This is a genomic window from Devosia sp. T2-14 (assembly GCF_055397495.1).
In genome coordinates this window covers 750,858-762,711 of the sequence record NZ_AP027921.1, presented here as the reverse complement: position 1 = coordinate 762,711, position 11,854 = coordinate 750,858, and the positions used below count along the sequence as shown (strand labels likewise).

The window sequence follows — 11,854 nt, the reverse complement described above, 5'->3', positions numbered from 1 at the left end:
GTCGACGTCAACAAAGACTGCGGAAATCCAAGGTGGATGAAGAGCCTTTATTGCAGGTCGACGGGTCTATACTCTGGCGGCGCGTCGGGTAGGTGCATTGGAGGAGTAAAGCCATGATTGATCCTGGCAAACAGGTCATTGTCGATATCGCGATCACCGCTCCGATGGAGGTTGTGTGGGCGGCGATCACCGATCCCGCGCAGATTGCCACCTGGTTTGGCTGGGATGCCCCTTCGCTGGCCGACGAGATCCAGTTCATCTTTGTCGATGGCAGCACCAGCGACCCCGCGGCCCATCGGGTACAGTTCGGCGAGTGGGAGGGGTCGTCCTATGCCATCGAGCTCAGCGCGGCCGGGGCGCAGACCCGCCTGCGTGTGCTGCGCTCGGCGCCAGAACCGCTCGACTGGGCCGGCACCTATGATGCGATCGCCGAAGGCTGGGTGACGTTCTTCCAGCAATTGAAGCTGGCGCTGGAGCAGCATCGCGGTGATACGCGCCGCACCATCTTTCTCTCCGGCGCGACCCGGCCGGGCGGGCAGGCGCCCTCGGTTGCGCTTGGCCTTGCCAATGCGACCAACCGGGCCGTCACCGCCGACTATGCCGCCGAGCTGGGCATGGGCGACACGATTTCGGGCGCGGTCTGGTACCGCACGCATTTCCAGACCGGGCTCACCGTGGCGCAATGGGGCAATGGCCTGCTGGCGGTCACCGATATGGGCGTCTCGCCCGAGCGTCCCGACGGCGGAGGATCGGTGGTGCTTACCACCTATGGCCTCAGCGACGCCGATTTTGCGGCGCTCGAGCAGCGCTGGACCGACTGGTGGACGGAGCGGTACGCGCCCAAGGGCTGAGCATTCGCTCGCGCCGCTGGCGAAAGCGGTACCAATAATGCTATGCCGCTGGCGCTTGCGCCGGGCCGGCGCATCTATCGCCTGGGAGGGCATTGCATGTTCGTGGTTGGTGGGGAAAGCCTGATTGATCTCAAGGCCGAGGTAATTCTGGCCGATGGTTCGGCCATTGGCCGGGACGGCGCCAACCAGATCGTGATGACGGCCCATCCGGGCGGCTCGCCCTATAACTGCGCGATTGCGCTGAGCAAGCTGGGCAATCCCACCGGCTTCCTCTGCCCCATCTCCGCCGACGCTTTTGGTGATTATCTGCTGGGTCCGCTGGCCGAGGCCGGGGTCACCCCGCTGCTGCCCGAGCGCGTTGCCGAATATACCACGCTGGCGGTGATCAATTTCGATGCCAACCACAATGCGCGCTACGGTTTCTATCGGTCCGCCGATGGCGCCATCAATGCCGACAAGGCCATCGCGGCCTTGCCTGAAAAGCTCGATCTCTACCAGATCGGCGGCTTCTGCCCGATCAAGCCCGATGAGTCCACGGCCTGGCACCAAGTCGTGCAGGCGGCAATCTCTCGCGGCGCGACGATTTCCATCGACCCCAATGTGCGGCCGAGCTTGGTCGATGATTTTGAGGGCTACAAGCAGCGCCTGTCCGGCTTTCTTGACCTTGCCCATGTGGTCAAGGTCAGCGAGGAAGACCTCGAGGCGCTGGACAAGTCCATGAGCATCGAAGCGCACGCCGCAGAAATGCTGGCGCGACCAAACTGTGAACTGTTCGTCGTAACGCTCGGCGACAAGGGCTCGCGCGCCTTCACCCGTTCAGGCACGGCGCAGGCGGCCATCTACGCGCCACCGGTCTTCGGTGACACGGTGGGCGCGGGCGACAGCCTGATGGCGGGCATCCTGTCCTGGCTGCACGAGCGCGGCCTGCTCAAGGCGGGCAAGCTCGATGCGCTCGGCGACGGTGCCCTGTCCGACATGCTGCGCTTTGGCGCGGTGGTGGCCGGCATCAATTGCGGCCGCAAGGGTTGCAAGCCCCCGACGCGGGCCGAAGTCGACGCGGTGCTGCTGGCCTAAGCTAAGCGTCCGCCCGGATCGCCAGGGCTTCGGCCAGCGTCATGGTCGTGTGGTGCTCCCAGTTGATGTCGTCGGTTGCCGGGAAGTCGGTGCGGAAATGGCCGCCGCGGCTTTCGGTGCGCTTGAGCGCGGCCGCCGCCACCAGCGTCGCCGAGGTGGTCATGTTGAGATAGGCGCTGGTGACGTGCTCGGCATTGGCTTCGAGGTCGGCGATGTCGCGCAGGGCCTGGTTGAGTCCGGCCGCATTGCGCTCGACGCCCACGAGGTCGGTCATGATGCGGCGCAGGTTCTGCACGGCGGGCAGGTTGCGCAGCACCTGTTCGGCGCGTTCGCCTTCCGCCTCGTTCCAGCCGATGCCCTTGAACGGGGCGAGATCGCCGGCCGGTTCGAGGCCGCCAATGTCCTCGGCGATGCGCGCGCCATAGACGGTGGCTTCCAGCAGCGAGTTGGACGCGAGGCGATTGGCGCCGTGCAGGCCGGTGCAGCTGGCTTCCCCGCACACCCAGAGACCGGGCAGGGATGAGCGACCGCGCTCGTCGACCTTGACGCCGCCCATATGGAAATGCGCCGCCGGGGTCACCGGGATCATCTGCGTCACCGGGTCGATGCCGGCATCAAGGCAATACTTGGCGACGGTAGGAAAGCGGGTCAGGATTTCGGCGCCCAGCACCTGGCGGGTATCAAGAAAAACCTTCCGGCCCGCCTGGATCTGGCGGAAGTTGGCGCGCGCCACCACGTCGCGCGGTGCCAGCTCGGCATCGGGGTGGATGGCCGGCATGAAGCGCTCGCCCAGATCATTGACCAGGATGGCGCCCTCGCCGCGCAGGGCCTCGGTGGCCAGCGGGGCCGGGTCGGCGCCGGTCGCAATCGCGGTGGGGTGGAACTGCACGAATTCGGCGTCGGCGATCAGCGCTCCGGCCCGGGCCGCCATGCCCATGGCGTGGCCCCTGACGCCGGGCGGATTGGTGGTAACGGCATAGAGCCCGCCCAGTCCCCCTGCGGCCAGCACGGTGGCGCGGGCGCGGATGAAGACGGGTTCGGAATAGCGATCGCCCAGGCGCCGGCAGAACACGCCGACGATGCGGCCATTGTCCCGCGCCAGGCTGAGCGCGGTGATCCCCTCCACGACCCGGATCGAGGGCGTGCGCCGCACTTCGGCGATGATGGCCTGCATGATGGCCCAGCCTGCCCGGTCGCCCTCGACCCTGACGATGCGGTTGGCCGAGTGGGCGGCCTCGCGGCCCAGTTCGAAATTGCCGAAATCGTCGCGATCGAACGGAGTGCCCCAGCGCGCCAGGTCTTCGATGCGGGCGGCCGCCTCGGCGGTCACGCTTTCGGCGGTGCCGTGATCGACGATGCCGGCCCCCGCCATTTCGGTATCGACCGCATGGGCATGGCTGCTGTCACCCGCGCCCACGGCTGCGGCGACCCCGCCCTGCGCCCAGGCCGAGGAGGCGCCGGTACCCAGCAGCTTGGGCGACAGCACGGTCACCGGCCGCGGCGCCAGCTTGAGGGCGGTGAACAGCCCCGCCAGCCCGGCCCCCACGATCAGTGCGCCATCGGCATAAAGGGTGTTGTCGAAGGTGGTCATCGCGGTTTTCCTTGCGAGGCCTGGGGTTCTACGTAAGGTAACGCCCGCAGGGGCGAGGGCGGGCAATGGTCGGAACCGATGACGACGGTCTGGGCGAAGAGGCGCAGCGCGGCTTTGCCGCCGATCACTCGATCAATGCCCATACCGATCTCCACGCGATCGTGTTGCTCACCTATGGTTATCGCTGCGCGCTGACCGGAGCGCAATTCGATCGTCCGGTGCTGCATCTGCATCGCGACCTCGACGTGGTGGCGATCCAGCCGCGCGACCAGGGCGGGCCCCTGGCCATCAACAATTACCTGCCCATGCTCTACGCGCTGGTGCGGCCGTTTCGCGATGGCCTGATCACCATCGAAGACGACTATCGCATCACTGCGCCGCATCCCGACCTGCTCGATCGCAGCGTACTGACGGCATTGCGACAGGGCCTCGTGCTGGTCGAGGAGCCGTTCCGGCCCGCCCGCGCACATCTGGCCCATCACCGGCGCTATGCCCTGGGCCGTTAATCGCCCTTCCGGCTCATCTCGATCATGCGCTCCACGGCCAGCCGTGCGGGCGGGATGGTGTCTTCGGGCACCGTGACTTCCTCGGTCATGGTGTGCAGGCTCCACAGCACGTTTTCGAGGTTGATGCGCTTCATGTGCGGGCAGATGTTGCAGCCGCGCAGGAAGTCGACGCCGGTGGTTTCGCTGGCCACATTGTCCGACATCGAGCATTCGGTCACCATCACCACGCGCGGCGGCTTGGTGGTCTTGACCCAGTCGATCATGGCGGCAGTGGAGCCGGCAAAGTCGACCGCGTCGATCACCTCGGGCGGGCATTCGGGATGGGCGATGATCTTGGCCGTCGGATAGGCGTGCCGCAGTTCCGAGATATCCTCGGCGGTAAAGGTCTCGTGCACCTCGCAGGCGCCGGCCCAGGTGATCACCTTCTTGCCGGTCTTCTTGGCGGTGTTCTGCGCCAGATACTGGTCGGGGATCATGATGACGGTATCGCCGTCGACGCGATTGACGATATCGAGCGCGTTGGACGAGGTGCAGCACACATCGGTCACCGCCTTCACGGCGGCAGACGTGTTCACATAGGTCACCACCGGCACGCCCGGATACATTTCGCGCATGGCAATGACGTCCTCGGCGGTGATCGAGGAGGCCAGCGAGCAGCCGGCACGGCTATCGGGGATGAGCACCGTCTTTTCCGGGTTCAGCAGCTTGCTGGTCTCGGCCATGAAGTGCACGCCGCACTGCACAATCACCTGCTGGCGCACCTTGGTCGCCTCAATGGCCAGCTGCAGGCTGTCGCCCACGATATCGGCCACGCCGTGATAGATCTGCGGGGTCTGGTAATTGTGGGCGAGGATGACGGCATCCTTCTCCTTCTTGAGCCGGTTGATCTGGAAGATCAGCGGCGCATAGAAGGCCCATTCGATTTCGGGAATCTGGTGACGGACGCGCTCAAACACCTTTTCGGTGGCGCGTTCGACGGCCTTGGAAAATTTCAGGTCGAAGTGCCCGGACAGGATGGCGCGCGCCTCATCGAGCGGGGTAATCGCGTTGATTGTCTGCACCATGACGTGGTCCTCCGAAGTCGAGGCGGAACCTAAGGATTATTTCCTGTCTTTTCAATGAACGGGGTTGCGGGAATATCGCCAAGCTCCTAACCGTTCCACAGCTCTAACGATGAGGTCTATCCATGCCGCAAGACGCCGCCGCCATTCGTTCCATTCTTTCGCTGGCTCCGGTTGTTCCTGTCATCATTCTCGATGATGTCAGTAAAGCGCGGCCGCTGGCCGAGGCGCTGGTCGCGGGCGGTCTGCCGATCCTGGAAGTGACCCTGCGTACTCCCAACGCGCTCAAGGTCATGGAAGAGATGGGCAAGGTCACCGGCGCCATTGTCGGCTCGGGCACCGTGCGCAACGGCCTGCACATGAAGCAGTCGGTGGATGCCGGTTGCCGCTTCATGGTGTCGCCTGGCATTTCCCCGCGCATCCTCGACGCCGCCGACGATATCGGCATTCCGCTGCTGCCGGGCATCGGCACCACCAGCGAAGCCATGACGGCGGCCGAGCGCGGCTACAGCTTCCTCAAGTTCTTCCCGGCCGAAGCGCTGGGCGGCGCACCGGTGCTCAAGGCCTTTGCCTCGCCGCTGCCCGACATCACCTTCTGCCCCACCGGCGGCATCGATCCGGCCAAGGCCAAGGTCTATCTCGGCCTGCCCAACGTCATCTGCGTCGGTGGCAGCTGGATCATGCCGGCTGATGCACTGGCCGCCAATGACTGGGGCCGCATCGAAGCGCTGGCCCGCGAAGCCTCCCAGCTGCGCGGCTAACGCCATGGCGGGGGTGCCCAGCGACGGTCTCTCCCATCTCAGGGTCACGCTGAGCGAAACGGCCTATATCGGCCCCGGTCGAGCCGACCTGCTGGAACTGATTGCCAGCACCGGCTCGATTTCGGCCGCCGGCAAGGCCATGGGCATGAGCTACAAACGCGCTTGGGGGCTGGTTCAGGCCCTCAATGAGGGCTTTGGAACGCTCTTGGTCGAATCCAGCCGCGGCGGCGCCGCGCAGGGTGGCGCGCAGCTGACCGAGGCCGGCCGCACTGTGCTCGCGCATTATCGTGACATGCAGCGCAAGACCCGTGATGCCATCGCCGATGACGTCACCGCCTTGCGTCGCTTCTTCGATATATCCCAACGGAAATAGCGCTTGCGCCGATGAGGCTGCTGGATATGTTCGTCGGAACATATCGGAGGTCTCCATTCATGCGCGTGCTTTTCGTCGGAACCGTCTTTGCCAGCCTGCTCATGAGCGGGGCGGGCCATGCCGACAGCGTCAATGTCGCTGTCGCGGCCAATTTCACCAAAGTGGCCGAAGAGCTGGCGCCGCTGTTCAAGGCCGAGACCGGTCACGACGTGGTCTATAGCTTTGGCGCCACCGGCCAGCTCTACACCCAGATTTCGCAGGGCGCGCCCTTTGAGGTGCTGCTCGCCGCCGATGACGAGCGCCCCACCAAGGCGGTCGCCGAGGGGCTGGGCGTCGAGGGCTCGGTTTTCACCTATGCCATCGGGGCGCTGGCGCTCTACAGCACCACGCTCGATCTCGCCGATGGCAAGGCCGTGCTCGAGGGCCTTGCCTATGACAAGCTCGCCATCGCCGACCCCACCACCGCGCCCTATGGCCGCGCCGCCGAGGAAACCCTTGCCGCTCTGGACCTGACCGACGCGGTGGCCGGCAAGCTGGTCACCGGCGAAAACATCAGCCAGACCCTGCAGTTCATCGAGACGGGCAACGCCGAGCTGGGCTTTGTCGCGGCCAGCCAGGTGGTCGGCAAATCAAGCGTGTGGCTGGTGCCGGCCGAGCTGTTCGAGCCGATCCGCCAGGACGCCGTCCTGCTCAAGACCGGCGAGGCCAATCCCGCCGCCGCGGCCTATGTCGATTTCCTCAAAGGCGAAAAAGCCGTGGCCGTGATTACGGCGGCAGGCTACGTGGTGGAGTAACGCCGGCCTCGCAGTCGGGCTCCCTCCCCCTTGTGGGGAGGGGAGCGAGATCGGACTTGGCTTTTGCCAAGTCCGTCGAATCGAGCAGGGTGGGGGTGTGGGAGCCCCGGTATCCGGGCCAATCCACCCCCACCCTTGATCCCTCCCCACAAGGGGGAGGGAGACGACTGAGAGGATCGCGCAAGACCATGGGTGCCCAAAGGTGAACCTGGGTGACATCTGGCCTGCCATCAGCCTGACGCTGGCCCTGGCCGCCATCAACACCGTCATATTGCTTGTGGTCGGCACGCCCATCGCCTGGTGGCTGGCGCGCAGCAAGTCGCGCTTTCGCGAGGTCGTCGGCGCGGTGGTGGCCATGCCCTTGGTGCTGCCGCCCACCGTGCTGGGCTTTTACCTGCTGCTGGCACTTGGCCCCAATGGCCCCGGCGGGTGGATTGCGGGCCTCTGGGGCGGGCGCACGCTGGCCTTTTCCTTCACCGGCCTCATCATCGGTTCGTTCTTCTATTCGCTGCCCTTCATGGTGCAGCCGCTGCGCAACGCCTTTGCCGCCATCGGCGACGATCCGCTCGAAGCGGCCCTGTCGCTGGGCGCCAGCTACCGGCAGCGTTTCCTCCGCGTCGCCCTGCCGCTGGCGCGGCCCGGCTATATTACCGGCGCGGTCATGACCTTCGCCCATACGGTGGGGGAATTTGGCGTCGTGCTGATGATCGGCGGCAATATTCCCGGCCAGACCAAGGTTATCGCCATCGCGCTCTACGACTATGTCGAGCGTCTGCAATGGGGCGAGGCCCATGTCGTGGCGCTGGGCATGGTGATCTTTGCCTTCGTGGTGATCGCGGTCACGCTGACCATCGAACGGCGCGTCAATGTCCCTATGCCCTAGACGCCATCGCACCGCGGCTCCGGCATCACTACATATTAGGGGTGCGGCCGCGCGATGTTTCTGCGCGTGCAGACATTGCGTGCCCGCCGGTGCCTCAATATTGTTCGGCCCATGAAGACCAAGGGAGAATCGGCGATGGATTTGTTTGACGGCTTTGCGCTCGACGGCCTGAGCATCACTTTGATCGGCCTTGGCATTCTGCTGATCCTGGTGCTGTTCGCCGGCGCCAAGACGGTGCCGCAGGGCTACAATTTCACCGTCGAGCGTTTCGGCAAATACACGCGGACCCTCAAGCCAGGGCTTAACCTGATCGTGCCGTTCATCGACAGCATCGGCAAGAAGATCAACGTTATGGAGCAGGTGCTCGACGTGCCCCACCAGGAAGTGATCACGCGCGACAACGCTTCCATCACCGCCAATGGCGTGACCTTCTTCCAGATCCTCGATGCAGCCGCAGCGGCCTATGAGGTGTCCAACCTCGAAAACGCCATCCTCAACCTGACCATGACCAATATCCGTACGGTGATGGGCTCGATGGATCTCGATGAGCTGCTGTCCAATCGCGACGAGATCAATCACCGCCTGCTCAAGGTGGTCGATACGGCCGTCTCGCCCTGGGGCGTCAAGATCACCCGCATCGAGATCAAGGACATCGATCCGCCCAAGGACCTGGTGGATTCGATGGGCCGCCAGATGAAGGCCGAGCGCGAAAAGCGCGCCACTATCCTTGAGGCCGAGGGCCGCCGCCAGTCGGCGATCCTGCAGGCGGAAGGTGCCAAGCAGGCGCAGGTTCTCGAAGCCGAAGGCCGCCGCGAGGCTGCATTCCGCGACGCCGAAGCGCGCGAGCGGTCGGCCGAAGCCGAAGCCAAGGCCACCCAGATGGTGTCCGACGCCATTGCCTCGGGCAATGTGCAGGCCATCAACTATTTCGTCGCCAACAACTACATCAAGGCGCTTGAGGGCATTGCCACTTCGCCCAACCAGAAAATCCTGATGCTGCCGGTGGAAGCCGCCAGCGTCATCGGCGCCATCGGCGGCATTGCCGAAATCGCCAAGGAAACCTTTGGTGGTGGCGCACCCGCGCCGGTGCGCTCCAGCCGTCCCCCCTCAGCCGGCCAGCAGTAACGGGAGCAGGCGATGCAGGTCATCGATTTCGTCGCCAGCAACGGCCCCTGGGCCTGGATTGTCGCCGGTCTGATCCTGCTGGCGCTCGAGCTGGTCGTGCCCGGCGGGTTCCTGCTGTGGATGGGCATTTCGGGCATCGTGACCGGGGCGCTGGCCTTTGCGATGCCCAGCATTGGCTGGCCGCTGCAATGGCTGATCTTCGGCGCCCTGTCGCTGGTCAGCATCGTGCTCTGGTTGCGCTGGACTCGTGGCCGCTCCCCAAAGTCCGATCGCCCTTATCTCAACCGACGCGCCGAGCGCTTCATCGGCCAGGATGTCGTCCTGGAACAGGCGATCGAGCAGGGTTTTGGTCGGGTGGTGCTGGGCGATACGGTCTGGCGCGTATCGGGGCCCGACCTGCCCGTCGGGCATCGCGTGCGGGTTATCGGCAGCGAGGGCAACGTCCTCAAGGTCCAACCCCTGAGCTAAGGCTTCATTAACCATAAGCTGGAAGGATCGGCCGGACCCCGCAGTGCTTCGCTGCGGGACAATCCTGTTTGGCGGAGAATGGTTTGCCTTTGCGGTGGCGGCACACAATAGCGGGAGCGGGCGCTGGCGCGCTGTGCTCATTGTGCCTGACCCTGTCCGCACAGGCCGGTTCGCTCGGCGACGGTTCCGGCGCTGACAATGACCGGCTAGAGGCTAATGTCTTTCCCACCAGCCCGGTGCTGGCCAGCGGGGCCGGGGTTGCCGAACCCTATGACCCGTTCTTCGATATCGACTGGTCGGTTGGCCTGCGCGGCAGCTACACCAAATCGACTTCAGGCGAACGCTTCGACATCCGGGTCGTGCCCCAGGTGGGCTTCGAGCATATCGGCTCGCGCTCGGCGATCAGCTTTGATGCTGATGCCGAGATTGGCCGCCCCAGCGATAGCGGCGCCATCGACATTTCGGCGCTGCGCCTGGGCCTCAAGTCCGGCTACAACCTCGATAGCGTCACCCGCCTCACCGCCAATGGCAACCTGTCGCTGACGCAGGCCATTGCGGGTTCACCGGGTCTGGCCAGCAATGTCGCTATCGCTCCGCAGACGCTATCCAGCGGCTTCGACGTCGGGGTCACCCGGCAGTTTGGCAAGTTCAATGTCGGCCTGACCGGCGGCGCCGAACGCAAGATCTATGGCGCGACCACGCTCACCGATGGCAGCGTCACGCAGAATTCCGACAGCAATTACTGGGCTCTGGATACCGGCCTGCGCGTTGGCTTCGCGGCGACACCGATCTTCGAGGTCTTCGCCGAAGCCGGCCTCGGCCGCGATATCTTCGATCACCCGGCGGTCCAGTCCAATGCCACCGATGCCACGCTCAGGGGCGGCGTCACTGGGCGCTGGAACGACAGGCTCGAGGCAACGGCCTCGGCAGGTCTGGGCCTGCGCCGCTTCGATACGGCGGGCCTACCCGACGTCGTTACCCAGCTTTACGACGCAAAGGTCAGTTTCACGCCCGATTCCACCTGGCGCATGACGGCAGGGCTCGAAACCACCGTGGCCCCCTCGGGCCCCACGGGCAGCGGCACGACGCGGGTCGATTATCGCACCAGCGCCGAGGTCGCCTATACGGTCAATTCCTGGCTGGCGCTGCGGGCCATGGCGGATTGGTCGACCACCAGCTTTGCCGGCAGCAGCGCCACCGAAACGGGCCACAGCCTGGGCACGGGCTTTGACTACAAGGTCAACGCCCATACCGCTGTTGCCGCCGACTACCGCTATGGCCAGACCAATAGCAGCGCCGATGGCCAGCAAGACAGCCATCGCGCCACCCTGGGCATCACGCTTTCGCGTTAAGGCGCACGCCCTCATGGTCGGAACCACAAGGGCGTATCACGCGCGCTAGAGGTGTTCGTCAAGGTCGAGCTTGCGCAATTCCTTGAGGAAGCCATCGCGGATGTCTTCCCGGTCGAGCGCATAGACAACGTTGGCTGTGAGGAACCCGATCTTCGAACCGCAGTCGAAGCTGCGGCCTTCATATTTCACGCCGGTGAAGTTCTGCGTCTGCATCAGGGTCTGCATCGCGTCGGTGAGCTGGATTTCTCCGCCCGCGCCGCGCGGCTGATTGGCCAGCAGGCCAAAGATTTCGGGCTGCAGGATGTAGCGACCGGAAATGATCAGGTTGGACGGGGCTTCCTCGCGCTTGGGTTTTTCGACCATGCCGGTGATCTCAAAGCCGGTGTCCGAGCCCTTGCCGCGGGCGATGACGCCATAGGACGAGACCTCCTTTTCGGGCACTTCCTCGACGGCAATCACGTTGCCGGCGGTCTCTTCATAGGCGTCCATCATCTGCTTGAGCACGCCGGGCTGTCCCTTGAACAGCATGTCGGGCAGCAGCAGGGCGAAGGGGTTGTCGCCCACGATATCCCTGGCACACCACACGGCGTGGCCCAGGCCGAGCGGCTCCTGCTGGCGGGTGAAGCTGGTGCGGCCGGCCGAGGGCAGGTCCTTGCGCAGCTCGTCGAGCGCCTGGCTCTTGCCGCGCGATTCCAGCGTGGTTTCCAGTTCGAACTGGCGGTCGAAATGATCTTCGATCACGCCCTTGTTGCGGCCGGTGACGAACACGAAGTGCTCGATGCCGGCTTCGCGTGCCTCATCCACCGCATATTGAATCAGCGGACGATCGACGACGGTGAGCATTTCCTTGGGAAGGGCTTTGGTGGCCGGCAGGAACCGGGTACCAAGGCCGGCGACGGGAAATACGGCCGTTCTAACGCGTTTGGGCAAATCTCTTACTCCATTGCCGAGTTTGGCCGTAAAGCTATCTCAACCTGTCCAAAATATCATCTAGGCTAATAAGCGTTTGAAAATT

Annotated in this window: 13 protein-coding genes; 10 read left to right on the top strand and 3 right to left on the bottom strand. The window is 64.7% G+C overall.

Annotation, left to right across the window (positions count from 1 at the left end; all coding sequences use genetic code 11):
- Positions 1-113: 113 nt before the first annotated feature.
- Positions 114-851, top strand: coding sequence for an SRPBCC family protein (locus tag ACZ5WT_RS03690; protein WP_464286040.1), 738 nt, complete (start codon positions 114-116; stop codon positions 849-851).
- A gap of 96 nt (positions 852-947) precedes the next feature.
- Positions 948-1,925 (top strand): PfkB family carbohydrate kinase, encoded by a 978-nt coding sequence (locus ACZ5WT_RS03685; RefSeq protein ID WP_464286039.1) that lies wholly within the window; start codon positions 948-950, stop codon positions 1,923-1,925.
- Position 1,926: 1 nt separating this feature from the next.
- Here ACZ5WT_RS03685 and ACZ5WT_RS03680 read toward each other — a convergent pair whose 3' ends face one another.
- Positions 1,927-3,516 (bottom strand): L-aspartate oxidase, encoded by a 1,590-nt coding sequence (locus tag ACZ5WT_RS03680; protein WP_464286038.1) that lies wholly within the window; start codon positions 3,514-3,516, stop codon positions 1,927-1,929.
- 65 nt (positions 3,517-3,581) lie between these two features.
- Between ACZ5WT_RS03680 and ACZ5WT_RS03675 the strand changes: the two genes are divergently transcribed.
- Entirely contained in the window at positions 3,582-4,022 is a 441-nt protein-coding gene (locus ACZ5WT_RS03675) for a hypothetical protein (protein WP_464286037.1), read from the top strand.
- Here the strand turns inward: ACZ5WT_RS03675 and nadA are convergent.
- A complete protein-coding gene (gene nadA, locus ACZ5WT_RS03670; RefSeq protein WP_464286036.1) occupies positions 4,019-5,086 on the bottom strand; it encodes a quinolinate synthase NadA in 1,068 nt (355 codons plus the stop codon). The two genes, ACZ5WT_RS03675 and nadA, sit on opposite strands and share 4 nt — an antisense overlap.
- A gap of 122 nt (positions 5,087-5,208) precedes the next feature.
- Between nadA and eda the strand changes: the two genes are divergently transcribed.
- The 7 genes from eda to ACZ5WT_RS03635 all read left to right on the top strand — a co-directional run bounded on the left by eda (position 5,209) and on the right by ACZ5WT_RS03635 (position 10,839).
- Entirely contained in the window at positions 5,209-5,844 is a 636-nt protein-coding gene (gene eda, locus ACZ5WT_RS03665) for a bifunctional 4-hydroxy-2-oxoglutarate aldolase/2-dehydro-3-deoxy-phosphogluconate aldolase (protein ID WP_464286035.1), read from the top strand.
- A gap of 4 nt (positions 5,845-5,848) precedes the next feature.
- Positions 5,849-6,217: a winged helix-turn-helix domain-containing protein gene (locus tag ACZ5WT_RS03660; RefSeq protein WP_464286034.1), complete on the top strand. Its 369-nt coding sequence runs from the start codon at positions 5,849-5,851 to the stop codon at positions 6,215-6,217.
- 59 nt (positions 6,218-6,276) lie between these two features.
- Positions 6,277-7,011 carry a molybdate ABC transporter substrate-binding protein gene (modA, locus tag ACZ5WT_RS03655; RefSeq protein ID WP_464286033.1) on the top strand — a complete coding sequence of 245 codons (735 nt, stop codon included), beginning with the start codon at positions 6,277-6,279 and terminating at the stop codon, positions 7,009-7,011.
- A 202-nt stretch (positions 7,012-7,213) separates the two neighbouring features.
- A complete protein-coding gene (modB, locus tag ACZ5WT_RS03650) occupies positions 7,214-7,894 on the top strand; it encodes a molybdate ABC transporter permease subunit (protein ID WP_464286032.1) in 681 nt (226 codons plus the stop codon).
- A 135-nt stretch (positions 7,895-8,029) separates the two neighbouring features.
- A complete protein-coding gene (locus tag ACZ5WT_RS03645) occupies positions 8,030-9,019 on the top strand; it encodes an SPFH domain-containing protein (protein WP_464286031.1) in 990 nt (329 codons plus the stop codon).
- Positions 9,020-9,031: 12 nt separating this feature from the next.
- Complete coding sequence (locus ACZ5WT_RS03640; protein WP_464286030.1) at positions 9,032-9,487, top strand: NfeD family protein; 456 nt, start codon at positions 9,032-9,034, stop codon at positions 9,485-9,487.
- Between the two features lie 140 nt (positions 9,488-9,627).
- On the top strand, positions 9,628-10,839 hold the full coding sequence (locus tag ACZ5WT_RS03635) for an outer membrane beta-barrel protein (RefSeq protein WP_464286029.1): 1,212 nt from the start codon (positions 9,628-9,630) through the stop codon (positions 10,837-10,839).
- A gap of 45 nt (positions 10,840-10,884) precedes the next feature.
- Here ACZ5WT_RS03635 and galU read toward each other — a convergent pair whose 3' ends face one another.
- Positions 10,885-11,769 carry a UTP--glucose-1-phosphate uridylyltransferase GalU gene (gene galU / locus ACZ5WT_RS03630; protein ID WP_464286028.1) on the bottom strand — a complete coding sequence of 295 codons (885 nt, stop codon included), beginning with the start codon at positions 11,767-11,769 and terminating at the stop codon, positions 10,885-10,887.
- Positions 11,770-11,854 lie beyond the last annotated feature (85 nt).